The organism is Streptomyces sp. yr375 (genome assembly GCF_900110755.1).
Classification (GTDB): Bacteria; Actinomycetota; Actinomycetes; order Streptomycetales; family Streptomycetaceae; genus Streptomyces.
The window spans coordinates 120,688-145,634 of record NZ_FOFF01000005.1; the positions used below are offsets into that span (position 1 = coordinate 120,688).

22 protein-coding genes and 1 riboswitch are annotated in these 24,947 nt (G+C 73.3%); of the genes, 13 read left to right on the plus strand and 9 right to left on the minus strand.

The window, feature by feature from the left end:
* Nucleotides 1-244: 244 nt before the first annotated feature.
* From BMZ82_RS07980 to BMZ82_RS07995, 4 genes are all read left to right on the plus strand, one after another.
* On the plus strand, nt 245-790 hold the full coding sequence (locus tag BMZ82_RS07980; RefSeq protein ID WP_093773189.1) for a beta-class carbonic anhydrase: 546 nt from the start codon (nt 245-247) through the stop codon (nt 788-790).
* A gap of 238 nt (nt 791-1,028) precedes the next feature.
* Entirely contained in the window at nt 1,029-2,066 is a 1,038-nt protein-coding gene (locus tag BMZ82_RS07985) for an AAA family ATPase (RefSeq protein ID WP_093773191.1), read from the plus strand.
* A complete protein-coding gene (locus tag BMZ82_RS07990) occupies nt 2,066-3,436 on the plus strand; it encodes a DUF58 domain-containing protein (RefSeq protein WP_093773192.1) in 1,371 nt (456 codons plus the stop codon). Before BMZ82_RS07985 ends, BMZ82_RS07990 begins: the two co-directional genes overlap by 1 nt.
* A complete protein-coding gene (locus tag BMZ82_RS07995) occupies nt 3,433-5,943 on the plus strand; it encodes a transglutaminase TgpA family protein (protein WP_093773194.1) in 2,511 nt (836 codons plus the stop codon). The genes BMZ82_RS07990 and BMZ82_RS07995 overlap by 4 nt, the downstream gene beginning before the upstream one ends.
* Before the next feature lie 125 nt (nt 5,944-6,068).
* Here the strand turns inward: BMZ82_RS07995 and BMZ82_RS08000 are convergent, their stop codons facing one another.
* The 3 genes from BMZ82_RS08000 to BMZ82_RS08010 all read right to left on the minus strand — a co-directional run bounded on the left by BMZ82_RS08000 (nt 6,069) and on the right by BMZ82_RS08010 (nt 8,936).
* Nucleotides 6,069-6,473: a DUF3040 domain-containing protein gene (locus BMZ82_RS08000; RefSeq protein ID WP_093773196.1), complete on the minus strand. Its 405-nt coding sequence runs from the start codon at nt 6,471-6,473 to the stop codon at nt 6,069-6,071.
* Between the two features lie 276 nt (nt 6,474-6,749).
* Nucleotides 6,750-7,577, minus strand: a complete 828-nt coding sequence (locus tag BMZ82_RS08005; RefSeq protein ID WP_177244426.1) for a methyltransferase — start codon at nt 7,575-7,577, stop codon at nt 6,750-6,752.
* Nucleotides 7,578-8,324: 747 nt separating this feature from the next.
* Nucleotides 8,325-8,936 carry an SAV_6107 family HEPN domain-containing protein gene (locus BMZ82_RS08010; protein ID WP_093773198.1) on the minus strand — a complete coding sequence of 204 codons (612 nt, stop codon included), beginning with the start codon at nt 8,934-8,936 and terminating at the stop codon, nt 8,325-8,327.
* Between the two features lie 174 nt (nt 8,937-9,110).
* On the opposite strand from BMZ82_RS08010, the gene BMZ82_RS08015 reads away from it, so the two are divergent.
* The 5 genes from BMZ82_RS08015 to BMZ82_RS08035 all read left to right on the plus strand — a co-directional run bounded on the left by BMZ82_RS08015 (nt 9,111) and on the right by BMZ82_RS08035 (nt 15,280).
* The gene (locus BMZ82_RS08015) at nt 9,111-9,911 is read left to right on the plus strand and encodes an ATP-binding cassette domain-containing protein (protein ID WP_093773200.1); all 801 of its coding nucleotides are present in this window, start codon (nt 9,111-9,113) and stop codon (nt 9,909-9,911) included.
* On the plus strand, nt 9,883-11,967 hold the full coding sequence (locus tag BMZ82_RS08020; protein ID WP_093773202.1) for a YhgE/Pip family protein: 2,085 nt from the start codon (nt 9,883-9,885) through the stop codon (nt 11,965-11,967). Before BMZ82_RS08015 ends, BMZ82_RS08020 begins: the two co-directional genes overlap by 29 nt.
* Nucleotides 11,968-12,011: 44 nt before the next feature.
* The gene (locus BMZ82_RS08025) at nt 12,012-12,638 is read left to right on the plus strand and encodes a TetR/AcrR family transcriptional regulator (RefSeq protein ID WP_093773436.1); all 627 of its coding nucleotides are present in this window, start codon (nt 12,012-12,014) and stop codon (nt 12,636-12,638) included.
* A 425-nt stretch (nt 12,639-13,063) separates the two neighbouring features.
* Entirely contained in the window at nt 13,064-13,678 is a 615-nt protein-coding gene (locus tag BMZ82_RS08030; protein ID WP_093773204.1) for a DUF4126 domain-containing protein, read from the plus strand.
* Between the two features lie 99 nt (nt 13,679-13,777).
* Nucleotides 13,778-15,280 (plus strand): phytoene desaturase family protein, encoded by a 1,503-nt coding sequence (locus BMZ82_RS08035; RefSeq protein WP_093773206.1) that lies wholly within the window; start codon nt 13,778-13,780, stop codon nt 15,278-15,280.
* Between the two features lie 84 nt (nt 15,281-15,364).
* Here the strand turns inward: BMZ82_RS08035 and BMZ82_RS08040 are convergent, their stop codons facing one another.
* The 6 genes from BMZ82_RS08040 to BMZ82_RS08065 form a co-directional block, all read right to left on the minus strand.
* Nucleotides 15,365-16,483, minus strand: a complete 1,119-nt coding sequence (locus tag BMZ82_RS08040; RefSeq protein WP_093773208.1) for a hypothetical protein — start codon at nt 16,481-16,483, stop codon at nt 15,365-15,367.
* Between the two features lie 56 nt (nt 16,484-16,539).
* A complete protein-coding gene (metF, locus tag BMZ82_RS08045) occupies nt 16,540-17,463 on the minus strand; it encodes a methylenetetrahydrofolate reductase [NAD(P)H] (protein WP_093773210.1) in 924 nt (307 codons plus the stop codon).
* 125 nt (nt 17,464-17,588) lie between these two features.
* Nucleotides 17,589-18,236, minus strand: a complete 648-nt coding sequence (gene thiE / locus BMZ82_RS08050) for a thiamine phosphate synthase (protein ID WP_093773212.1) — start codon at nt 18,234-18,236, stop codon at nt 17,589-17,591.
* A gap of 77 nt (nt 18,237-18,313) precedes the next feature.
* Nucleotides 18,314-18,679 carry an Rv2175c family DNA-binding protein gene (locus BMZ82_RS08055; RefSeq protein ID WP_093773214.1) on the minus strand — a complete coding sequence of 122 codons (366 nt, stop codon included), beginning with the start codon at nt 18,677-18,679 and terminating at the stop codon, nt 18,314-18,316.
* Between the two features lie 131 nt (nt 18,680-18,810).
* The gene (locus BMZ82_RS08060; protein WP_093773216.1) at nt 18,811-20,013 is read right to left on the minus strand and encodes an NAD(P)/FAD-dependent oxidoreductase; all 1,203 of its coding nucleotides are present in this window, start codon (nt 20,011-20,013) and stop codon (nt 18,811-18,813) included.
* An 86-nt stretch (nt 20,014-20,099) separates the two neighbouring features.
* Nucleotides 20,100-20,450, minus strand: a complete 351-nt coding sequence (locus BMZ82_RS08065) for an avidin-fold protein (RefSeq protein ID WP_093773218.1) — start codon at nt 20,448-20,450, stop codon at nt 20,100-20,102.
* A gap of 91 nt (nt 20,451-20,541) precedes the next feature.
* A riboswitch (TPP riboswitch) is annotated at nt 20,542-20,653 on the plus strand.
* Between BMZ82_RS08065 and thiO the strand changes: the two genes are divergently transcribed.
* From thiO to pknB, 4 genes are all read left to right on the plus strand, one after another.
* A complete protein-coding gene (thiO, locus tag BMZ82_RS08070; RefSeq protein ID WP_093773220.1) occupies nt 20,651-21,817 on the plus strand; it encodes a glycine oxidase ThiO in 1,167 nt (388 codons plus the stop codon). (Overlaps the previous riboswitch by 3 nt.)
* Entirely contained in the window at nt 21,814-22,014 is a 201-nt protein-coding gene (gene thiS, locus BMZ82_RS08075; protein WP_093773222.1) for a sulfur carrier protein ThiS, read from the plus strand. Before thiO ends, thiS begins: the two co-directional genes overlap by 4 nt.
* A gap of 5 nt (nt 22,015-22,019) precedes the next feature.
* Nucleotides 22,020-22,814 carry a thiazole synthase gene (locus BMZ82_RS08080; RefSeq protein WP_093773224.1) on the plus strand — a complete coding sequence of 265 codons (795 nt, stop codon included), beginning with the start codon at nt 22,020-22,022 and terminating at the stop codon, nt 22,812-22,814.
* Between the two features lie 146 nt (nt 22,815-22,960).
* A complete protein-coding gene (gene pknB / locus BMZ82_RS08085; protein ID WP_177244427.1) occupies nt 22,961-24,925 on the plus strand; it encodes a Stk1 family PASTA domain-containing Ser/Thr kinase in 1,965 nt (654 codons plus the stop codon).
* Nucleotides 24,926-24,947 lie beyond the last annotated feature (22 nt).

The window sequence follows — 24,947 nt, forward strand, 5'->3', positions numbered from 1 at the left end:
GAGATCTCCGGCAACGGGGCCGGGGTCTCACGGGATTCAGTCCAGCAGGGAGATCGTCGCCTCCCGCTTCGCGTCACTTTAGTCCACGGTGTCTCGCGGTCAATCAACCGGCCTGTGCGGCGCGGCCCGTGCGGGGCGCCTCTCCCCCTACCCTTGTGGCTTACCTCACAAAGGGGACGTGATGACGCTCTTTTTCCCATCTCACAGGAGGACCGGAACGGGCGTGACCAGTACCGTCATGGTTATGACGACTTCTGCATCGGTTCCCGTAGGGCCCGAAGGCGCCATAACCGACGGCACCGTCACGGACCGCCTCGTCGAGGCGAACGAACGGTACGCCGCCGCGTTCTCCGACCCCGGGATGGACGCCCGTCCCGTCCTGCACGTCGCGATCGTGGCCTGCATGGACGCCCGGCTCGACCTGCACGCCGCGCTCGGGCTGGAACTGGGCGACTGCCACACCATCCGCAACGCGGGCGGGGTCGTCACCGACGACGTGATCCGCTCCCTCACCATCAGCCAGCGCGCGCTGGGCACCCGCAGCATCGTGCTCATCCACCACACCGGCTGCGGTCTGGAGACCCTCACCGAGGAGTTCCGGCACGAACTGGAGATGGAGGTCGGCCAGCGTCCGGCCTGGGCCGTGGAGGCGTTCCGGGACGTCGACCAGGACGTCAGGCAGTCGATGCAGCGGGTGCGCACCTCGCCGTTCCTGGTGCACACCGACGACGTACGCGGCTTCGTGTTCGACGTGAAGACCGGTCTGCTGCGCGAGATCGACCCCTCGTAATCCGCGACATCACTGTCGTTACGCTGTGGATATCCGCCCCTCGGACGCCCGAAAAGCCATAACACCGACATATCGCCAACAGTTGTCCACAGGCGAGTGACACGAATCGGTAACGGCAGCAAGAATGCGGGTGTGACGCCACGCTGAGCAGTTTGCGATCGGCGTCCGTGATTCGGGGTGGGCCGGTTTGCCGCACAGAGCGTCGGCCCGGAGAAAGTTTTGGGCCGAGGAGGGCCGGGTGACGACCTATGACGAGCGAGCGAGCCTCACAGATCTGACCGCCACTGTGGAGCGGGTCCGCAGTTCGGTGGAGGGAGTGATCGAGGGCAAGCCCGAGGTCGTACGGCTTTCGCTGACCGTGCTCCTCGCGGAGGGGCACCTGCTCATCGAGGACGTGCCGGGCGTCGGCAAGACGATGCTCGCCAAGGCGCTGGCGAAGTCCATCGACTGCTCGGTGCGCCGTATCCAGTTCACGCCCGACCTGCTGCCCTCGGACATCACCGGGGTGTCCATCTGGGACCAGCAGCGCCGGGAGTTCGAGTTCAAGCCGGGCGCGATCTTCTCGCAGATCGTGATCGGCGACGAGATCAACCGCGCCTCGCCCAAGACGCAGTCGGCGCTCCTGGAGTCGTTGGAGGAGCGCCAGGTCACCATCGACGGCACGACGTACGAGCTGCCCAGCCCTTTCATGGTGGTGGCCACCCAGAACCCGGTCGAGATGGAGGGCACCTACCCGCTGCCCGAGGCCCAGCGCGACCGCTTCATGGCCCGCGTCTCCATCGGCTACCCGAGCCCCGAGGCCGAGCTGCAGATGCTCGACGTGCACGGCGGGACCAGCCCGCTGGACGACCTCCAGCCGGTCGCGCACGCGCACGAGATCCTGAAGCTGATCGACGCCGTGCGCGGTGTGCACGTCGCCGAGTCGGTCCGCCGTTACGCGGTCGACCTGGTCTCCGCCACCCGCACCCACCCCGACCTCAGACTCGGCGCCTCCCCGCGCGCGACGCTGCATCTGGTGCGCGCGGCGAAGGCGACCGCCGCCCTCAGCGGCCGGGACTACGCGCTGCCGGACGACGTGCAGAACCTGGCCGTGGCCGTCCTCGCGCACCGTCTGCTGCCCACCGCGCAGGCCCAGCTCAACCGCCGCACGGCGGAGCAGGTCGTCGAGGAGATCATCCAGCGCACCCCGGTGCCCGCGGCCTCCCAGCAGCAGCACGGGTACGGGCTCGGCCACGGCACGCAGGCCTACGGCCAGCAGCAGCCGCGGAGGCTGTGATGACCGCCGGGGGGACCGGGCAGCCGTCCGCCGGCCGCGGCGGGGGCGAGAAGGGCGGCGTGCGGACGGCCCTGGCCGGGCTGACCACCCGGGGCCGCTCCTTCCTGGCCGCCGGCGTCGCGGCCGCCGTCTGCGCCTACGTGCTCGGCCAGCCCGACCTGCTGCGGGTCGGGCTGCTGCTGGCCGCCCTGCCGCTGATCTGCGCGGCCGTCGTCTACCGCACCCGCTACCGGGTGGCCGGCAGCCGCCGGCTGTCCCCCGCGCGCGTGCCCGCCGGCAGCGAGGCCCGCGTCCATCTGCGGATGGACAACGTCTCGCGGCTGCCCACCGGCCTGCTGATGCTCCAGGACCGGGTGCCGTACGTGCTCGGCCCGCGCCCCCGCTTCGTCCTGGACCGGATGGAGGCGGGCGGCCGCCGCGAGGTGTCCTACCGGGTCCGCTCCGACCTGCGCGGCCGCTACCCGCTGGGCCCGCTCCAACTCCGCCTGAACGACCCGTTCGGCATGTGCGAACTGACCCGCTCCTTCTCGACGTACGACACGCTGACGGTGATACCGCGCGTCGAGGCGCTGCCGCCGGTCCGGCTGACCGGCGAGGCCAAGGGGTACGGCGACGGACGGCAGCGCTCGCTGGCCCTGGCCGGCGAGGACGACGTGATCCCGCGCGGCTACCGCCACGGCGACGACCTGCGCCGCGTGCACTGGCGTCTGACCGCGCGCTACGGCGAGCTGATGGTGCGCCGCGAGGAACAGCCCCAGCGCTCCCGCTGCACGGTGCTGCTGGACACCCGGGGCCTGGCCTACGAGAACGCGGGCCCGGACTCGGCCTTCGAGTGGGCGGTCTCGGGCGCCGCGTCCGTGCTGGTCCACATGCTCGAACGGGGCTTCTCCGTACGGCTGCTGACGGACACCGGCACCTCGGTGCCCGGCGAGGGCGCCGACGGGTTCACCGGCGCGAACCAGGGGTCGGCGGACGCGGCCGGGCTGCTGATGGACACCCTCGCGGTGCTCGACCACTCCGACGGCACGGGCCTGTCCCGGGCCTACGACGTGCTGCGCGGCGGCAACGAAGGGCTGCTGGTGGCCTTCCTCGGCGATCTCGACGAGGAGCAGGCGGCGGTGGCGGCGAAGATGCGCCAGCGCAGCGGGGGCGCGGTCGCCTTCGTGCTGGACGGCGACGGCTGGATGCGTGAACCGAACGGCGGGCCCGATCCGATGAAGAGGCAGGAGGAGCGGCTGCGGTTGCTGCGCGAGGCGGGCTGGACGGCCGTGAGCGTGCCGCGGGGCGCTTCGGTGACCGAGCTGTGGCGGCAGGCGGACGGCGACCGGGCGGGCGTGCTGACGGCGGGCGGCGGGGAGGGAAGAGGATGAGCGGGCGGGCCCGACTGACACTGTGCTCGGCGGCGGCGACGCTGCTGGCCTCGTGCGCCCTGCTGCCCCTGGTGGAGCCGGCGACCTGGCTGCTCCAGGCGGTGTTCCTGCTGGCGATCCAGTCCGCGGTGGGCGCGGCGACCCGGCGGGTGCCGCTGGCCCGGCCGCTGACGGTGGCCGCCCAGAGCCTGGTCACACTGATGCTGCTGACCGTGGTCTTCGCCCGGCAGTACGCCGTCGCCGGCCTGGTCCCCGGCCCGGAGGCCTTCCGGCACTTCGGCGACCTGCTCCGGGCGGGCGCCGACGACGTGGGGCGGTACGCGATACCGGCCCCGCTGTCCGACGGCATCCAGTTGATGGTGCTCGGCGGGGTGCTGGTGATCGGCCTGGCGGTGGACACCCTCGCGGTGACGTTCCGCAACGCGGCCCCGGCCGGGCTGCCCCTGCTGGCGCTGTACTCGGTCGCCGCGGGCCTGTCCGACGGGGCGGCCGACTGGCTGTGGTTCCTGGCCGCCGCCGCCGGCTATCTGATGCTGCTGCTCGCCGAGGGCCGGGAGCGGCTGTCGCAGTGGGGCCGGGTCTTCGGCGGCACCCCGCGCGGCGCGGGCGGGCAGCCGGGCCCGGTGGCGCCGGTGCGCACCGGCCGCCGTATCGGCATGGCCGCGCTGGGCGTCGCCCTGGTGGTGCCGCTGCTGCCGCTGCCGGCGATACAGGGCGGCCTGCTGGGCGGCGCGGGCACCGGTGTGGGCGCGGGCAACGGCAGCGGGGGCACGATCTCCGCGGTCAACCCGCTGGTGTCGCTGCGCGACAGTCTGAACGTGAACGACGACCGCACGGTCCTGACCCTGCGCACCAACACCGCCAACACGTCCGACCTGTACCTGCGGATCGTGTCGCTGGACGACTTCGACGGCATCACGTGGAAGCCGGCGAAGCGCCACATCGTCACCGTGCCGGAGGAGTTCCCCACGCCCACCGGCCTGGGCCCCGCCGTCAAGCGCACGGAGATCACGACCCGGATCGCGGCCGCCGAGGACTACAGCCAGGACTGGCTGCCGATGCCGTACCCGCCCAGCGGCGTGCAGGTCAAGGGCAACTGGCGGTACGAGCCGGTCGGCATGACCCTCGTCGGCGACCACGGCCAGACCACCAGCGGCAAGACGTACCAGGTGACGAGCCTCGACGTGCAGCCGACGGCGGAGCAACTGGCCGCGGCCCCCAAGGCGCCCGGCTCGGTGCTCCGGGACTACACCAAGGTCCCCGACTCCCTGCCGACGGTGGTGGCGGAGCAGGCCCGTGGGATCACCAAGGGCGCCACGAGCGACTACGAGAAGGCGGTCGCGCTCCAGGACTACTTCGCGCTGACGGGCGGCTTCGAGTACGACACCCAGGTCGAGGTGGGCAGCGGGCCGGGCGCGATCGCCCGCTTCCTGCGGGACAAGCAGGGCTTCTGCGTGCACTTCTCGTTCGCGATGGCCGCGATGGCCCGCACGCTGGGCATACCGGCGCGGGTCGCGGTGGGCTTCGCGCCGGGTTCCCCGCAGGCGGACGGTTCGGTGGCGGTGACCCTGAAGGACGCGCACGCCTGGCCGGAGCTGTACTTCGAGGGCGTGGGCTGGACCCGTTTCGAGCCGACCCCGACCCGGGGCACGACGCCCACGTACACGCTGCCGGACACCTCGGGCGAAACGCTCCCCGAACTGCCGCAGGCCTCGCGTTCGGCGGACGCGGCGCCGTCGGCCCAGCCGTCGGCGAGCGCCAGTTGCTCGGCCCAGGACAAGAAGCTGGAGGGCTGCGCGGGCGCGCTGCCGGTGAACCAGGCGGGGCAGGGCGGCGGCGGTATCCCGTGGTATGAGATCGCCGGCTGGACCGTGCTGGGGGTCGCGGTGCTCGGCCTGCCGCTGCTGCCGATGCTGTGGCGGCTGCGGCGGCGGTCGGTGCGGCTGGCGGCCGCCCAGCACTCCGCGTCCGCGGCGGCCGGGTCGCCCCCGGGCCGGCGCAAGGGCGGCGGGGACGGCAGTGGCGGCGGGCAGCCGGACGACGCCGGTCCCGCGGTGCTGCTGGACGTGCCTGCGGGCGAGGCCGGTGAGGCGGCCGCCGGGCATGTCCTGGCGGTGTGGCGCGAGCTCACGGACACGGCGTGGGATTTCGGCATCGAGCCGGACGAGGCGCTGACCCCGCGCCGTGCGGCGGCGCGGATCGTCCGGATCGGCGAGCTGGACGACACGGTGGGCCGTGCGGTGCACCGGGTCGCGAGCGCCGTGGAGCAGGTGCTGTACGCCCCGGAGCCGAGGGCCGAGGCCGGGCTGGCCGACGAGGTCCGTACGGTCCGGGCGGCCCTGCGGGAGAAGGCCGGCTGGAGCACGCGCACGCGTGCCGTGGTCGCGCCGCGTTCGGCCGTCCGCGCGGTCTGGGCCCTCACCGACCGCTGGACGACCGCCAAGGCGTCCTGCGCGGCCCGTCTGACGGCACTGGTGCGGAGGCCGTCCGGCGAGCAGAGCGGCTGAGGCCTGAGAGCCGAGGACGGACAGCGTTGAGGGGGGCGACCACCCGGCCGGGTGGTCGCCCCCCTCAACGCTGTCCGTACGTGTACGTGTACGTATCCGTTGCGTATGCGTCTACGTGGGCGGTGTCAGTGGCCGCCCTGTTCGTCACGGCGGCGCTGCCAGCGCTGCTCGATCCGGTCCATCATGGAGCGCTTCTGCCGGCTCTGGCCTCGGGTGTGCGGGGCGCCCGGGGCGCCGGCCGCGGCTTGTTCGCCCGGCTTGGGTGCCTTGCGCCAGCCGGTCACGGCGAGCACGGCGCAGCCCAGCATGACGAGGAAGCCCACCACGCTCAGCCAGACCTGTTTGGCGACCATACCGGCCATGAGGAGCGCGATTCCCACGAGGAAGCCAGCGACCGCCTGGTAGACCCGCCGCCGGGTGTACGTACGCAGCCCGCTTCCCTCGAGCGCTGACGCGAACTTGGGATCTTCGGCGTACAGCGCTCGCTCCATCTGCTCGAGCATGCGCTGCTCGTGCTCCGAGAGCGGCACGGAGTCCTCCTCATCGTGCAGTCGCCGGGGCGACCCGGGGGGTCCCTTCAGGATAGGCAGGGAATCGCCCCCGTGAAACCCGCCCCTCTACGCCAATTGGCCAACCGGAGCCCGTCATGGACGTACCGGCTCGCTGAGGATTCCATTCCCCGGCGGCCGACCCGTCATGCCGGGCGGTCTCCTTAGATCATACGGCGCACCGCGCCCGAACGGGGGGCCTGTGGCGTACTCCATGCGCGGCCAAGGCCCTGATCAGGGGTACGCCCCGGGAGGCGCTCAGGTCGCTTCGGTCCCCCGCGTCTCGCCGAGCACGTGGAGCTGGGTGGCGACGGAGTGGAAGGCGGGGAGTTCGGCGGCGGCCTCCTCCAGCTTCAGGAGGGCCTCCAGGGCGCCGGGCTCGGTGTCCACGAGGACGCCGGGGACGAGGTCGGCGAAGACCCGCACGCCGTGTACGGAGCCGACCCTGAGGCCGGCGCCCTCGACGAGTTCGGTGAGCTGCTCGGCGGTGAAGCGGCGCGGCACGGGGTCGCCGGCGCCCCAGCGGCCGTCGGGGCCGGTGAGCGCCTGGCGGGCCTCCTTGAAGTGACCGGCGAGGGCCCGCGCGAGCACGGCTCCGCCGAGGCCGGCGGCGAGGAGGCTGAGGACGCCCTCGGGGCGCAGCGCGGCCACCACGTTGCGGACGCCGTCGGCCGGGTCGTCGACGTACTCCAGGACGCCGTGGCACAGGACGGCGTCGTAGCCGCCGCGGTCGACGACGTCGAAGAGGCCGTGGGCGTCGCCCTGGACGCCCGTCACGCGGTCGGCGACGCCGGCCTCGGCGGTGCGGCGCTCGAGGGCGAACAGCGCGTTGGGGCTGGGGTCGACGACGGTGACCCGGTGCCCGAGGAGAGCGACGGGCACCGCGAAGTTGCCGCTGCCGCCGCCGGTGTCGAGGACGTCGAGCGACGCACGACCGGTCGCCTTGACCCGGCGTTCGAGGGCGTCCTGGAGGACCTCCCAGACCACGGCGGTACGGAGTGAGGCGCGGGGCCGGGAGGGGGCGGAGCGCTGCGACGTCGATTGCGTGCTGGGGTGGGAGACGGGCGGGCGCATCGGGTCCGACACGGCAGTTGACTCCTCGGCGCGGCACCGCCTCTTGCGCGGCGGAGCGAACGGTCTGCCTCCCCGCTTCCGACCCGCCCCACGATGCGGGCGAACGGACGAGCCGGGGAAGACTTCAGGCATCCTCCACCCTATTGCCTCCACATCCTCCCCGACGCCCCACCGGATCACGGCAACGCGGCAACGCGCGGCGAGGCACGACACGGCGCGGCGCGGCGACAGGGCACGCTGGCCCGGGTCCGGCGGCGCGGCTCAGCCCGCGCCATCGTCTCCGGTGCCTCACCCGGTCACGGTGGCACGGCAGCGCACGGTACGGCGCGACACCGCACGGCGCGGCGGCAAGGCCCGCCGACCCGGGTCCGGCGGGCCGGCTCCAGCAGCCCAGGTCCGCTGGCGCGACTCAGCCCGCGCCGTCCTCTCCGGTGCCTCGCCCGGTCACGGTGACGCGGCATGCCGCAGCGCGGCGCGACACCGCGCGGCGAGGCGACAGAGCACGCCGACCCGGCTCCGGCAACCCGGGTCCGGTGGCGCGTCTCTGCCCGCGCCATCGCCTCCGGCTCCTCACCCGGTCACGGTGGCGCGGCAGCGCGCGGCGAGGTGGCAGGGCAGACCGGCCCAGCTCCGGCGGCCCGGTCCGACAGTCCCGGTCCGGCGGCCGGGGTCCGGCGGCGCGGAGCACCGCGCGGCGGCAGGGCACTCCGACCCGGGGCCGGCAGCCCGGCTCCGGCAACCCAGGTCCGGTAGTGGGCCTCAGCCCGCGTTCGGCAGGTCGCGCCCCGTCGCGGAGTCGCCTGGCTCACCCCCTTCTCGGCGGCCTTCTCGGTGCGCTTCTCGGCGGGTCTCCTGGGGTGGGTCCTGGCGTGGGTGCGGGAGGGTCGGGTGGAGGAGGAGCATGCGTTCCGCTAGGCGGAGGAACATTGCCACGTCGCGGATCAGGTCGTCGGCGTCGCGGCGGGTCGCCGCGCCCTCGATGCCGGCCTCGGCGCGGGCGCGGCGTGGGGCGCCGGAGGCGAACAGCGCGCTCCACTCGGTGAGTTCGGGCGCTGTCTCGGGGAGCACTTCCCAGGCGCTGCGGATGCGGGCCCGGCGCCGCGGGGAGGGGTCCGGGCGGCCCCGGGCGGCGAGGACGGCCGCAGCGGTGCGCAGGGCCGCGAGGTGGGCCGTGACGTAGCTCTCGTTGGGGGTTTCGAGGACTGCCGCCTCCTCCAGCCCGGCGCGGGCCTGGGCGAGCAGGTCGAGGGCGGCCGGCGGGGCCGTGGTGCGGCGCGGCACGGGGTGCACGTCGCTCGCCGGGCCGGTGAGTGAGGGGGCAGGGCCGGTGGCGCGGCGCCGGTGGGCGGCGGCTGCGGGGTGGTTGGCCATGACGAACCTCCGGTCGTCTGTGTGACGGCACGCCTTCATACGGGGGTGCCGTATGTGCCCATCGTGCGGTATGCCACTGACAATCCGTTCTGACCTGCGGTTTTGCTTCGATCGAGAGTTCGGGCTACTTTCCGCACTGACCAGTCAGTTCAATTCGGGATCCTTGGGGGACCTGTGGACGGAGTCGGTGTCACCGCCGACGGTTTCGGGCTCCGGGGCCCTCGCGGTTGGGCGTTCCGAGGCATCGGCGTCGACGCGGAGCCGGGCTCGCTGATCGCGATCGAGGGGCCCTCCGGCTCCGGCCGCACCAGCCTGCTGCTCGCCCTCACCGGGCGGATGAAGGCTACCGAGGGGACCGCGACGGTGGGCGGGGCGGGGCTGCCGAAGCGGCCTGCGGCCGTGCGGCGCGTCGCCGCGCTCGCGCACGTCACCGGCGTGACCGACCTCGACCCGGCCCTCACCGTCGGCGAGCACCTGCGCGAACGGGCGCTGCTGCAACGGCGGTTCGGCGGCTCCGTAAGGGAGTTGCTGCGCCCGCGCGCGGAGCGGGCGGCGGAGTCGGGGCTGCGGATCAGCGCCGCGCTCGACGCCGCCGGGCTCGACCGCGAGGCGCTGCCCAAGGGTTCGCGGACGGCCGTACGCGACCTGGAGCGGCTCGAAGCGCTGCGGCTGTCCGTGGCGCTGGCGCTCATCGGACGCCCCGGGCTGCTCGGCGTCGACGACGTCGACCTGAAGCTGTCGGGCGCCGAGCGGGAAGCGGCCTGGGCGCTGCTGCGGTCCCTCGCCGAGGCGGGGACGACCGTCCTCGCGGTGTGCGCCGAGGCCCCCGAGGACACCGTCGCGCTCTCCACGCGCGTGGACGCCGGCACGTCCGCCCAGGAGACCGGGAGCAAGACCGGCGATGCCGAGACCGAGCAGGAAACCGAGCGGGAAGAGGAGATGGCCGATGCGCTCGCCGCGACTGGCCGCGCTTGAGCTACGGCGGTTCGGGCGGGGCAAGCTCCCCCGGGCCGCGCTCGTCGCGCTCCTGCTGCTGCCCCTGCTGTACGGCGCGCTGTACCTGTGGTCCTTCTGGGACCCGTACGGCAGGCTCGACCGCATCCCCGTGGCGCTCGTGAACGACGACAAGGGCGCGACCGCCGACGGCACGAAGCTCAGCGCCGGCGACGAGATCACGAAGGGGCTGCGCGAGAGCCAGGTGTTCGACTGGCACGAGGTGAGTGCCGCCGAGGCACGCGCGGGCGTGGAGGACGGCAGGTACTACCTGTCGCTGACCATGCCGGCCGACTTCAGCCGGCGCATCGCCTCCAGCGCGGGGAACTCCCCCGAGACGAGCGCCCTTCAGGTCCGCACGAACGACGCGAACAACTACATCGTCGGGCAGATCTCGCGGACGGTCTTCGGCGAGGTGCGCACGGCCGCGTCCACGAAGGCCTCGCGGTCGTTCCTCGACAAGATCTTCGTGTCCTTCTCCGACATCCACGGCGCGACCGCGAAGGCCGCCGACGGGGCCGACGACCTCAAGGGCGGCATCGGGAAGGCCGAGGCGGGCTCCAAGGACCTCGCCGACGGGCTGAGCGACGCCAAGGACGGCAGCGGCAAGCTGGCGAAGGGCCTGACGAAGCTCGACAAGGGGGCCGACAACCTCCAGGACGGCTCCCAGAAGGTCGCGGACGGCACCCAGAAACTCGCCGACAAGGTCAACGGCGTCGCCGACGCGCTGGGGCCCTTCCTGAAGGACAACGAGAAGACCATCGGGGACACCGCCCGGCTGGTCGCCGACTCCGCCAAGGTGATCAGCGACAACCTGGAGACCCTGGTGAAGGCGGCCCCGACCGCCGCCGAGGGCGCCCACGCGGCCTCCGACACCCTGACCGCCGTCTACCAGGCGCGCTGTGAGACGCCGGTGCTGCCCGACCCCGCGTGCGCCGACCTGAAGAAGGCCAAGGACGCCGCCGCCGACGTGGCGAAGGTCGCCGACGACCTCAACACCCTGATCGCCGACCAGGACGGCGACCTGAAGACGCTCCGCACCAACCTCGCCGCCCTCCAGAAGCAGGCCACGTCGCTCGCCGACAGCGCCCCGCACCTCTCCGAAGACCTCGACGACGCCGTGTCCAAGGTCAACGCGCTCAACACCGGTGCCGCGAAGGTCGCCAAGGGCGCGAAGAAGCTCAACACCGGCCTGGGCACGGCCAAGACGGGCTCCGTCGACCTCGACGACGGCGTCGGCAAGCTGGAGACCGGCGCCGAGGACCTCAACGGCGGCATGTTCAAGCTCTCCGACGGCTCCGGGAAGCTCGCCGACGGTCTGCACGACGGCGTCGCGCAGATCCCCGACTACGACGCGCGGCAGCGCGACGCGCGCACCGCCGTCATGGCCGACCCGGTGCGGCTCGCCTCCCAGGATCTGCACAAGGCGCCCAACTACGGCACCGGTTTCGCCCCGTACTTCATCCCGCTGTCGCTGTGGGTGGGCGCGATGGTGGCGTACATGCTGATCGCGCCGATGAACCGGCGCGCGCTCGCCGCGGGGGCCTCGGCGTGGCGGATCGCGCTGGCGGGCTGGCTGCCGGTGGTCGCGATCGGGGTGCTCCAGACGACGGCCCTGATAGCCGTGCTGCACTGGGCGATCGGCCTGGAGATGGCGCGGGCGGGCGGCACGGTGGGCTTCCTGTTCCTGGTGACGGCGTGCTTCGCGGCCCTCATCCAGTGGCTCAACGCGCGCTTCGGAGCGGCCGGCCGGATTCTCGTACTCGCCCTGCTGATGCTGCAGTTGACGTCGGCGGGCGGCACGTACCCGGTGCAGACCAGCCCGGACTTCTTCAACGCGCTGCACCCCTTCCTGCCGATGAGCTACGTCGTCGAGGCCCTCAGGAGGCTCATCACGGGCGGCGAGCTCGGACCGGTGTGGCACGCGTGCGTGGTGCTCACCGCGTTCACCGCGGGCGCCCTCGCGCTGACCGCCCTGTCGGCGCACCGCCGTCAGGTGTGGACGCTGGACCGGCTGCACCCGGAGTTGAGTCTGTGAAGATCCGGCGTCCGGGAGGCGGGGTTCCTGTGACAATCGGCACCATGGAAAGCAGCAGCTCCCCGGGCGGCCGCACCCGCCGCGAGGCCACTCGGCAGAAGCTCTACGAGGCCGCCGTCACGCTCATCGCCGAACAGGGCTTCTCCGCGACCACGGTGGACGAGATCGCCGAACGGGCCGGCGTCGCGAAGGGCACGGTCTACTACAACTTCGCGAGCAAGTCGGTCCTGTTCGAGGAGTTGCTGAGGCACGGCGTGGGCCTCCTCACCGCCTCGCTGCGGGAGGCCGCCGAGCGCACCGCGCGGGAGGGCCGCGGCAAGGTCGACGCGCTGGACGCGATGGTCCTCGCGGGCCTCGTCTTCATCGAACGCTACCCGTCCTTCACGCAGCTCTACGTGGCCGAGCTGTGGCGCACCAACCGGGCCTGGCAGTCGACGCTCATGGTGGTCCGTCAGGAGGCGGTGGCCGTCGTGGAGGGCGTGCTGCGCGAGGGCATCGAGAACGGCGAGTTCAGCGACGAGATCGATGTGCCGCTGACGGCGTCCGCGCTGGTCGGCATGGTGCTGGTGGCCGCCCTGGACTGGCAGGCCTTCCAGTCGGAACGGTCCCTGGACGACGTCCACGCGGCGCTGTCGCGGCTGTTACAGGGGCGGGTGAGCGGCCGCCGCTGACCGAGCGGCACGCGCGCGTACGGCTACGACGGCCGCGTGCACACGAACACGAAAGCGCCGGTCCGTCGGTGGCCACGTCCCCCGTGAGCCGCCTCGAACCGGCGCTTCCGCATGCTCCCCCCGTTTTCCCCCGTTCCCCCGTTCCCGCCCCCGTTGTTCCCCCGTGCGGTCGTTCCCCCGGGGTACCCTCCGTGCCTCGCTCCCGCCGAACAGGCCGGCGGAAGGAGCGGATCGAGGGCGGCTCCGTTCCGGCGCCCCGTGTCGCCGGTGCCGGAGCCGTGCCCCTTCTCCGTGCCTCCACTCTCTCGTTCGCGCAGGTCGTCCCCCATCCGCGCGCGTACTCAACTCACGCCCTGAGTACGCGTACTCAGGGCTGCGCGCTCATCCCCAGGACGCGGCCCGGCCGACTGGTTACGATCGCGTCCGTGTCCGTACTCCCCTTGGTGTTCACGAGCGGCTGGGCCAGCGGCGTCAACGCGTACGCGGTGGTGCTGCTCCTCGGCGTCTTCGGCGCGACCGGTCTGAGCGACGACGTCCCGCAGACGCTGCAACGCCCCGAGGTGCTCGTCGCCGCGGGCGTGCTGTTCCTGTGCGAGGCCGTCGCCGACAAGATTCCCTACGTCGACTCGGCGTGGGACTCCGTGCACACGGTGATCCGGCCGCTGGCCGGGGCCTGGGTGGGCGCGCTGCTCGCCGGGCAGAGCGGTTCGCTCCCGGACCTGGCGGCGGGGCTGCTCGGCGGTTCCACGGCGCTGGCCAGCCACGCCGTCAAGGCGGGCACCCGGATGGCGGTCAACGCCTCGCCGGAGCCGTTCAGCAACGTGCTCGTGAGCCTGGCGGAGGATCTCGGGGTCGCCGGGGTCGTGACGTTCGCGGTGTTCCACCCGGGCGCGGCGGCGGTCATCGCGGGCGTCCTGCTGCTGGCCGGGGTGACGGCCTTGTTCTTCCTGGTCTCACGGATCCGCCGCTTCCTGCGGCGCAGGACGCAGCGGCGGGCGGACCGGCGTCTGACGGGGCGCACGGAATCGCCGCCCTGGTGACCCACTGCCGGTGACCCCCGCCGATGACCCACCGCCGGTGACGCCGCTGGTCACCGGCCCGCGGCGGCGTTGTCAGTGGTGGCCGATAAAGTCGCGGGCATGGGACGGATTGCGGTGATCGGCGCCGGGATGGGCGCGCTGGCGGCGGCCGCCCGGCTGGCCGTGGCGGGCCACCGGGTGACGGTGTACGAGCGGACACAGACGTACGGCGGAGCTGTGCGCCGCTTCGAGCGGGACGGCTTCGGCTTCGACACCGGCCCCGCTCTGCTGCCCCTGCCCGCCGTCTACCGCGACCTGTTCGTCAAGACCGGCAAGGAGCCGCTGGAGGCCTGCGTCGAGCTGGTCCAGGTCGACCCGTCGGCCCGGCACGTGTTCGCCGACGGCACCGAGGTGTCCCTGCCGAACGCCTCGCGCGCGGGGGTCGTCGCCGCGCTTGACGAGGCGCTCGGGGCGCGGGCCGGGCAGCGCTGGGGCGACTTCCTGGTCCGGGCCCGCGAGGCCTGGGACCGCACCCGCCGCCCGCTCCTGGAGGAGCCCCTGTGGCCGAACTGGTCGGTGCTGGCCGACCGCGAGCCCTACCCGGCGCTCCCGCACCGGCGGCTGCTGCGCACCCGGCGGGCCGGCACCCTCGCCGAGGTCGGAGCCTGGGAGCTGCGCGATCCCCGGCTCGCCGCGCTTCTCGAGGGCCACGCGCTCGCGTACGGCCTGGATCCACGGGCGGCCCCGGCGAGCGCGGCCGTCCTGCCGTACATGGAGCACGCCTTCGGCACCTGGTATGTGCGCGGGGGGATGCGGGAGCTGGCCCGCGCGGTGTACGAGCGGTGTGTCGCGCGCCGGGTCGAGTTCGTCTTCGACGCCGAGGTCACCCGGGTCCTGGAGAAGGACGGCCGCGCGGTGGGCGTGGAGTTGGCTGGGGGCACCTCCCAGGCTTTTGGCTCTGGGGAAGGCAGGGTGGTGGAGGCGGACTTCGTGGTCGCCCCGGGCAGCGCCGCGGGTCTGCCCGCCCGCGCCGACGGCGAAGTCGCCCCGCAGCAGGGCCTGCCCAGCCGCCTGACCGTGCTCCTCGCGCTGCGCGGCGCCCGCCCGGAGGGGAGCGCGCACCGCACGGTGGTGCACACGGTGGACCGCGAGGGCGAGTTGGAGAGCCTGTTCGGTGCGGCGCCGTCGGTGCCCGCGCGGCCGACGGTGACGGTCCTGCGGCCCGACGACCCCGGTCTGGTCCCGGACGGCGACCACGAGGCGCTCGTCCTCAGCGCGGTCGTCCCCGCCGGGGCGGAGATACGCGACGAGCAGGTGGACGCGCTGGTCGCCGTCGCCGAGCGGGCGGTGCCCGGCCTGCGGGACCGTGCGCTGTGGCGGGAGGTGCGCACCCCCGCCGACATCGCGCGGGAGACCGGCGCGGCGGGCGGGGCGGTCCCCGCGCCCGCGCTGGCCGCCGCCGGGGGCCGGCTGCTGCACCCCGGCAACTCCACGGGTCTGCAGGGCCTGTTCACCGTCGGCGGCTGGTCGCACCCGGGCGGCGGGCTCCCGCACGCGGGGATGTCGGGCGCGCTGGTGTCCGGCCTGATCGTGGAGGGACCGGAGTTCCGCGGCTCCCAGTGAGCCCCCGGCAGCGCGCCCGGCAGGCGGCGCTGCGGGGACGAACGCGGCCGTCAGACCGATACTGCGCTTCAGAACCGAAGAGCTTCAGAACCGATACTGCTCGTCGAAACCGTTGCCCTGCCCCTGCCCCTGCTGCTGTCCGTCGCCCTGGTACGGGTACGGGTGCTGCTCGGGCGGGAATTCGCCGCCGAGCGGGTCGTCGGTGTTGCGCTGCTGCGGGACCCAGACGCCGCCTGCCGGGGTCTCCCCGTAGCCGCCGGTGCCGTACTGCTCCTGGCCGTAGCCCTGTTGCCCGTGCTGCTGCTGGCCGTAACCGGCGTCGTAGGAGCCGCCGCCGTAGGTCTGGGTGCCGATGTACGGGTCGGAGTAGGCGGCGTACTGCTGCTCGCCGGTGGCGTCGTAGCCGTACTGCTGCTGGTGGTAGCCGGCGTACGTGTTGTCGTACCCGTAGTTCTGGTCCGCGCCCTGGGCGGTCGCCGCGTACTGGTCCTGGTCCTGCTGCGGGGCCTGGCCGTTGGCGGCGGCGTACGCGGCGTCGCTGTATATGCCGTAGGAGCCGGTGTCGTCGGGCAGTGGCTGCGGCTCGTAGACGGAGGTGTTGCCGGCGGCCATCGGGTCCGCGCCGCGGGCCGCGGGCGTGAAGACGTCGTCGCGGTCGTAGTCGTCGTCGCCGAAGGTGTTCCGGTCGCCGAAGGCGTTGCCGCCCTGGCCGAACGCCAGGTCGTCGGCGCCGTACGGCCCGTCGGGGTCGGAAGCGGCCTGGGCCGCCGCCAGTTCGGAGGCCTCGGCGTCCGCGTCCTGGTCCTCGCCCTTGCCGCGACGGCGCTTGCTCAGCTTGCCGCCGCCCAGGCCCAGACCGCCGGCGATACCGCCGCCGAGGCCGAAGCCGCCGCTCCTGCCGCCGTCCGCAGCCGCGTCGGCGCCGGTTTCCGCGTCGGTGTCGGCGTCGGTGCGTCGGAAGGCCCAGCCCTCCGCGAAGCCGCGCCGGAAGGAGAGCGTGACGTAGGTCTGGCCGACCGCGAAGGCGGCCGCGCCCAGCGCGATGACGACGACCGACGGGATCAGGACACCGAAGACGACGCCGAGGAAGCCCACGAAGGCCAGCAGTCGCCAGCGCAACCGCGCCTTGTACTGCAGCAGCACCTCACCGAGCAGCCACAGCGCGACTACTCCGAACGCGATGTAGAGGACCGTCCAGCCCATGTACGCCCCTCTCCCAGTGGCCGCTACGCAGTGTGTCTCAATCCGGTGCGACCGGTCTAGGCCTGCGGCGGGTGGTGCAGGCCCAGGTTCTCGTAGATTTCCAGCGTCGCCGTGGAGTTGTTGAGCGTGATGAAGTGCAGTCCGGGCACTCCCTCGGCCAGTAGCCGTGCGCAGAACTCCGTGGCGAAGTCGATGCCAATGGAGCGTACAGCGGCCGGATCCTCTTTGGCTGTGAGGATCCGCTCTTTGAGGGCGTCCGGGAAGTGGGCGTTACTGAGCGTGGGCAGGCGTTCCAGCATCCTCACACTCGTCACCGGAAGGACCTCGGGGATGACCGGAGTCACACAACCGGCCGCCGCGACCCGGTCGCGCAGCCGCAGATAGGACTCCGGATCGAAGAACATCTGTGTGATGGCGTAGTCGGCGCCGGCCCGGCACTTGTCGACGAAGTGCGTGACGTCCGTGTCCCAGTCGCCGGAGCGCGGGTGCATCTCGGGGAAGGCGGCGACGCCCACGCAGAAGTCGCCCGACTCCTTGATGAGCCGGACGAGTTCGGCGGCGTACGTCAGGCCGCGCGGGTGCGGCACCCAGGGGCCCATCGGGTCGCCGGGCGGGTCGCCGCGCACGGCGAGCATGTTGCGGATCCCGGCGTCGGCGTACTGGCCGATGATGTTGCGCAGTTCGGCGACGGAGTGGTCCACGGCGGTGAGGTGCGCGACCGGCGTGAGGGTGGTGTCCACGACGATCTGCTGGGTCTCTTTGACCGTGGTGGCCCGGGTGGAGCCGCCGGCCCCGTAGGTCACCGAGACGAAGTCGGGGGCGACCGCCTCGACCCTGCGCAGCGCGTCCCACAGACCGCGCTCGCCCTTGGGCGTCTTGGGCGCGTAGAACTCGAACGAGTACGTCGTCTTGCCGGTCGCCAGGATGTCGCGCACGGTGCGCGCGCGGTCCGTCCTGGTGGATGCGGTTCCTAGGGCCATACCCGCAGGTTAGTCAGGGGTGGGCGGTCCCCCAACCGGATGCGGCGAATCTGCCCGGATTGTCGACTTCTTGTCCACCCCTTGGACAATTGTTCCGAAGGACGGACAAAGCGGGGGCGACCGGACTACGCCTCGGCCAGCCGCTTCGCGAACTCCGCGGCCGCGGCCCCGGGGTCGTCCGCCTCCGTGATCGCGCGGACGACGACGACCCGGCGCGCGCCCGCGGCCAGTACCTCGTCCAGGTTGCCGAGGTCGATGCCGCCGATGGCGAACCAGGGGCGGTCGGTGCCGAGGGCGGCCGTGTGCCGGACCAGGTCGAGGCCGGGGGCGTGGCGGCCGGGCTTGGTGGGGGTGGGCCAGCACGGGCCGGTGCAGAAATAGTCCACGCCGTCCTGGACGGCGGCGGCCTCGGCCTCCGCCTCGGCGTGCGTGGAGCGGCCTATGAGGACGTCGTCGCCGAGGATCGCGCGGGCCGCGGGGACCGGCAGGTCGCCCTGTCCGAGGTGCAGGACGGCGGCCCCGGCGGCGTGCGCGACGTCCGCGCGGTCGTTGACCGCGAGCAGCCTGCCGTGCCGGGCGCAGGCGTCGGCGAACACCTGGAGGTGTGCGAGCTCCTCGGCCGCCTCCAGGCCCTTGTCGCGCAACTGGACGATGTCGACGCCGCCCGCGAGGGCCGCGTCGAGGAACTCCGGAAGGTCGCCCTGGCGGGTGCGGGCGTCCGTGCACAGGTACAGCCGGGCGTCGGCGAGGCGGGTGCGGGCGGTGTCGGGCATACGAAGGTCCCCCCAGGGTGGTGGCGTACGGGGGCGGGCGGGCCCCCGTACACCGGGTGATGGTGCGAATCCTCGGCTCAGACGGCGAGCGCCTGGGCGCGGCGCTTCACCTCCGTGCCGCGATTCTCACTCAGGGCCTGCGCCGGCGTACCGGGCAGGCTGGGGTCGGGAGTGAAGAGCCACTCCAGCATCTCTTCGTCCGAAAACCCGTCGTCCCGCAGCAGGGTCAGGGTCCCGGTCAGGCCCTTCACCACCTTGTCCCCGTCGATGAAGGCGGCGGGGACGTGCAGCGCGCGGTTCTCGCCTCGGCGTACGGCGATCACCTGCCCCTCCTTCAGCAACTGGCGGACCCGCGTCACCTCGACACCGAGCATTTCCGCGATGTCGGGCACGGTGAGCCAGGCGGGGACGAGAGCATCGATCTTTGCGTCAATCTCGGTCACGGGAACAAGCCTGCCATCTGCCACTGACAGTCGGAAGCGGAGGTGCTCCGCTGGGGGGCCCGCGGGGGCCTGACGGGTGGCCTTTTCGGGTGCGGCGCCGGGGTGGGCCGGGCGCGCGGTTGCCCGTGCCCCTAGGGGGTCGCGGTGGCGTCCTTCAAGGGGCGGGCCGGGTCCGCGAGTGCCTCCGCGTCCATGCGGCGGCCCGCCTCGATCAGCCGTCGGCCCTGGGCGAGGTCGCGGGGGCGGCCCACGGCCAGCAGGGCGATCAGGCGGCCCTCGCGCAGCCAGCACACCGTCCAGGCCGGTCCGGACGGGTCGCCGCGCCACAGGGTGCTGTCGGCGTCCGCGTGGTGGCCCACGTACTGGACGAAGCGGCCGAACTGTTCGGACCAGAAGTACGGGACGGGGTCGTAGACAGCCGGGAGTTCGCCGGTGGCGGCGGCGAGGATGTTCGCCGCGACCGTGCGCGGCCCCTGGAGGGCGTTGTCCCAGTGGTGGACGAGGAGCCGCTCGCCGTACCTTCCCGAAGGGAAGGAAGCGCAGTCGCCGACCGCGTACACGTCCGCCGCGGAGGTGCGCAGGCAGGCGTCGGCCACGATCTCGCGGTGCGCGCCGAGCGCGACGCCGGAGCCGGCCAGCCAGGCGGTGGCGGGGCGGGCGCCGATGCCGACCACGACGGCCTCGGCGGGCAGCCGCGAGCCGTCGTCGAGGACGACCGCGCCGGCCTCGACGCGCGCCACGCGCGCGTGGGTGCGCAGGTCGACGCCGTGGTCGGCGTACCAGGCGGTCATCGGGGCGGCCACCTCGGCGGGCAGCGCGCCCGCCAGCGGCCGGTCGGCGGCCTCGACGACGGTGACCGCGCAGCCGGCCTCGCGCGCGGCGGTGGCGAACTCCGCGCCGATCCAGCCCGCGCCGACGACCACGACGTCGTGCTGCCGGGCGAGCACGGGCCGCAGCCGTTCGGCGTCGTCCAGGGTGCGCAGCAGGTGGACGCCGGGCACGCCCTCGGTGCCGGGCAGCCGGATCGGTTCGGCTCCGGTGGCGAGGACGAGGACGTCGTACGGGACGGGTCCGGTCTCGGTGTCCAGCTCGTGGTCGGCGGGGCGCAGGCCGAGCACCTCGCGGCCGAGGACCAGCTCGATGCCGAGGCCCTCGAAGTCGACGTCGAAGGCGGAGTGCTCGGCCTTGCCGAGCAGGACGGCCTTGGACAGCGGGGGCCGGTCGTAGGGCTGGTGGAGTTCGGCGCCGATGAGCGTCACCGTGCCGTCGAAGCCCTGTTCGCGCAGGGCGACCGCGGTCTGCACCCCGGCCATGCCCGCGCCGACGACCACCACGCGCCGCCCGGCCGGGCCGCCTTCTTCGTGCCTCTCGTGCCTCTGCTCGCTCACCTGATCACCTTAGTCAACTGACTCTTCGTCAGTCAGCCGTCGTGCTCCGTGACCTGCTCCACAACGCTGGTGCCGCCGCCTTCCCGCGACTCCCACTCCCAGGTCTCCGTGAGCCGCACCCGCCCGTCCGGCAGTTCCTCGACCGTGGACACGCAGTGCCCCGAGGACGTCGTCCCGTCGTGCTTGAGCTGGACGTACCGGAAGTCGAGCCGGTCCCCCTGCCGGGTACCCACGAGGTGGCCGCGTACGACGTCGCCGCCCGCGTAGTCGGCCCAGATCACGCCGTCCTGTTCGCGGTAGGCGAAGCGGGTGCGGGTGCCGACCTGGCCGGGGGCCTGGTCGGCGACGGGGGCGAGGACGAGACCGTCGAGCGAACGGGACACGGGCGAGGGCTCCCTGACGAGTACGGAACACGACGAGTACGGGACACGCGGCCTTACTGAGACGCGAGGCGGCGGGCTAGGGTGGCCAACGTAGAGCACTCGCGGGAGCCCGGACGCACCGGGCTGAGAGGGAGGCTGGCGGCCTCCGACCGTACGAACCTGATCCGGGTCATGCCGGCGAAGGGAGGGGCTGGACGCCCATGTCGTCTCCACGTACGTCAGACGTCCTCGTCATCGGGGGCGGGATCATCGGGCTGGTCACGGCCTGGCGGGCCGCGCAGCGCGGCTTCGCCACGACGGTGGTCGACCCGGCGCCGGGCGGCGGGGCCGCCCAGGTGGCGGCCGGGATGCTGGCCGCCGTCACGGAACTGCATTTCGGCGAGCAGACCCTGCTCGGCCTCAATCTCGCGTCGGCGCGCCGCTATCCGGACTTCGTGGCGGAGCTGACCGAGCTGACCGGCCACGACCTCGGCTACCGGCGCTGCGGCACGCTCGCGGTCGCGCTGGACACCGACGACCGCGCCCATCTGCGCGAACTGCACGCCCTGCAGCGGCAGTCGGGGCTGGAGTCGGAGTGGCTTTCGGGGCGCGAGTGCCGGCGTCTGGAGCCGATGCTCGCGCCGGGGGTGCGCGGCGGGCTGCGGGTGGACGGCGACCACCAGGTCGATCCGCGGCGGCTGGCCGGGGCGCTGCTGGCCGCGTGCGAGCGGGCGGGCGTGGTCTTCCGGCGCGCGTGGGCCGAGCGGCTGTCGGTCGTGGGCGAGCGGGCCACGGGGGTCGTCACGCGGGACGGTACGGCGCTGGGGGCGGGGCAGGTGGTGCTCGCCGGCGGCAGCCTCAGCGGGCGGCTGGCCGGGGTCCCGCAGGACGTGCTGCCGCCCGTACGGCCGGTGAAGGGGCAGGTGCTGCGGCTGACCGTGCCGCAGCGGTACGCGCCGTTCCTGAGCCGGACGGTGCGGGCCGTGGTGCGCGGCAGCCAGGTCTATCTGGTGCCGCGCGAGAACGGCGAGCTGGTCGTCGGCGCGACCAGCGAGGAGCTGGGCTGGGACACGACGGTGACGGCGGGGGGCGTGTACGAGCTGCTGCGCGACGCCCATGAGCTGGTGCCGGGGATCACCGAGCTGCCGCTGACGGAGACCCGCGCGGGGCTGCGCCCCGGCTCCCCGGACAACGCGCCGCTGCTCGGCCCGACCGGTCTGGCGGGGCTGCTGCTGGCCACCGGGCACTACCGCAACGGCGTGCTGCTGACGCCGGTGACAGGTGACGCGCTGGCGCACGCCCTGGCCACCGGGGAGCTCCCGGACGAGGCCCGCCCCTTCGCCCCCCGGCGCTTCGCCGCCGCCGCACTCTCGGAGCTGCCCGCATGAACATCTCGGTGAACGGCGAGCGGCGCGAGTTCGCTCCCGGCACGGCCCTCGACAGCGTCGTACGGGCCCTGACGCCCGCGCCCGCCGGGGTGGCCGCCGCGCTCAACGAAACGGTCGTCCCGCGCGCGCAGTGGCCCGCGACGGCGCTGTGCGACGGCGACCGGGTGGAAGTCCTGACCGCCGTGCAGGGAGGCTGACCGCCATGGCAGACGATCCCTTCGTCCTCGCGGGTACGTCCTTCTCGTCCCGGCTGATCATGGGTACGGGCGGTGCGCCCAGCCTGGAGGTGCTGGAACGGGCGCTGGTGGCCTCCGGGACCGAGCTGACCACGGTCGCGATGCGCCGCGTGGACCCCTCGGTGCACGGTTCGGTGCTGTCGGTGCTGGAGCGGCTGGGCATCCGGGTGCTGCCGAACACGGCGGGGTGTTTCACGGCCGGGGAGGCGGTGCTGACGGCCCGGCTGGCCCGGGAGGCGCTGGGCACCAGCCTGGTGAAACTGGAGGTCATCGCCGACGAGCGGACGCTGCTGCCGGATCCGGTCGAACTGCTGGAGGCGGCGGAGACGCTGGTGGACGACGGGTTCACGGTGCTGCCGTACACGAACGACGATCCGGTGCTGGCCCGCAAGCTGGAGGACGTCGGCTGTGCGGCGGTGATGCCGCTGGGCTCGCCGATCGGCTCCGGCCTCGGCATCCGCAACCCGCACAACTTCCAACTGATCGTCGAGCACGCGCGCGTGCCGGTGATCCTGGACGCGGGGGCCGGTACGGCGTCGGACGTGGCGCTGGCGATGGAGCTGGGGTGCGCGGGGGTGATGCTGGCGTCGGCGGTGACGCGGGCGAAGGACCCCGAGCGGATGGCGTCGGCGATGCGGGCCGGTGTCGAGGCGGGCAGGCTGGCCCGGCTGGCGGGCCGGATCCCGCGCCGCTACTTCGCGGAGGCGTCGTCACCTGCGGCGGGCCTGGCCGCGCTGGACCCGGAGCGCCCGGCGTTCTGAAACCGGCCACCCCCTTCCCCCCCTCCCGGGGGAGGGAAACCGGCCACCCGGTCACCCCCTGGTTCGCGTCACAGGTCGGCTGCAGTCAGGGGTCGATCCCGGCGGAGGCCGCGGTGGTGTCAGTGGCGGCTCGTACACTCACCTGCGTGGACACGACCCTTCAGGACCCTCTGGTCGGGCAGGTGCTCGACGGCCGGTATCGCGTCGAGGCGCGGATCGCGGTCGGCGGGATGGCCACGGTCTACCGGGCCGTGGACACCCGCCTCGACCGCGTGCTCGCGCTGAAAGTGATGCATCCGGCGCTCGCCGCCGACGGCTCGTTCGTCGAGCGGTTCATCCGCGAGGCGAAGTCCGTCGCCCGCCTGGCCCACCCCAATGTCGTACAGGTGTTCGACCAGGGTGCGGACGGGTCGTACGTCTATCTGGCCATGGAGTACATCGCCGGCTGCACGCTGCGTGACGTGCTGCGCGAGCGCGGGGCGCTCCAGCCGCGGGCCGCGCTCGACATCCTGGAGCCGGTGCTCGCCGCGCTCGGCGCCGCGCACCGGGCCGGTTTCGTGCACCGGGACATGAAGCCCGAGAACGTGCTGATAGGGGACGACGGCCGGGTCAAGGTCGCCGACTTCGGGCTGGTGCGGTCGGTGGACACCGTCACCAGCACCACCGGGGCGGTGCTCGGGACCGTCGCCTATCTCGCCCCGGAGCAGATCGAGCAGCCCGGTACCGCCGATCCCCGCGTCGACGTGTACGCGTGCGGGGTCGTGCTCTACGAGATGCTCACCGGTGAGAAGCCGCACGACGGGGACTCCCCCGCGATCGTGCTCTACAAGCACCTGCACGACGACGTTCCGCCGCCGTCGGCCCTCGTCCCCGGGCTGCCGTTCGAGCTGGACGAGCTGGTCGCCGCCGCCACCGCCCGCACGCGTGACGTCCGGCCGTACGACGCGGTCGCGCTGCTCGGGCAGGTGCGGGAGGCGCGCGCGCCGCTCACCGAGGAGCAGTTGGACGCGCTGCCGCCGCAGGCCGTCGCCGCCGGGCACGACAACGCCGAGGACCGCACGAGCGTGATCCCGCGCTCGCTGACCGTGCCGCGCCCGCTGCCCGTCGACGAGGACGAGCCGGAGGACCGGTACGACGCGGCGGCCGGCCTCAACCGGACCTCCCGGTTCCAGAATCCGCCGCCGCTGCCTCCCCGGCGCCGTTCGCTGGGCCGTTCGCTGGGGCGGCCCCGGCGCGGGGTGGTCGCGATCGTCACCGTCGTGCTGCTGGTGCTGGGGGTCGGCGCGGGCGTCTGGTACATCAACTCCGGGCAGTTCACGAGGGTCCCGGCGGTGCTGACGCAGAAGGAGGCCGAGGCCAGGAAGCGGCTGGAGGCGGCCGGGATCGAGGTCGGCAAGGTCGACCGCGAGTACAGCGACACCGCGAAGCGCGGCACGGTCATCGACACCGACCCCGGGCCGGGCGCCCGGATCCGCAAGCACGACTCGGTGACGCTCACCGTCTCGCGCGGCCCGGAGATCGTGAAGGTGCCGGACGTGCGGGGCTCCCGGCTGGACAAGGCCGAGGCGCTGCTGAAGACGGACGGACTGGAACCGGGCCTGGTCACCGAGGCGTTCAGCGAGGACGTCATCAAGGGCTTCGTGATCAGCACCGACCCGGCGGCGGGCAGCCAGCGCCGCGCGGGCACGGCGGTCTCGATCGTCGTCAGCAAGGGCAGCCCGATCGAGGTCCCGGACGTCACGGGCCAGGACCTGGACGCCGCCAAGGCCGAGCTGGAGAAGGCCGGTCTGAAGGTGACGGTCTCCGCCGACGAGGTCACCTCCGAATTCGACAAGGGGCAGGTCGCGGCGCAGTCCCCGGCGAAGGGCGGCGAGGCCGCCGACGGCGACACGGTGACGCTGACGCTGTCCAAGGGGCCGGAGATGGTCGAGGTCCCGGACGTGGTGGGGGCGAGCGTCGACGACGCCAAGTCGCTCCTCGAACAGTCCGGGTTCGAGGTCAAGGAGGACCGCGGGCTGCTCGGGCTGTTCGGCGACACGGTGAAGAGCCAGTCCGTGAAGGCGGGCGGCACGGCCCCCAAGGGGTCGACGATCACCATCACCATCCGGTGACCGGCGGGGCGACCGGGCATGA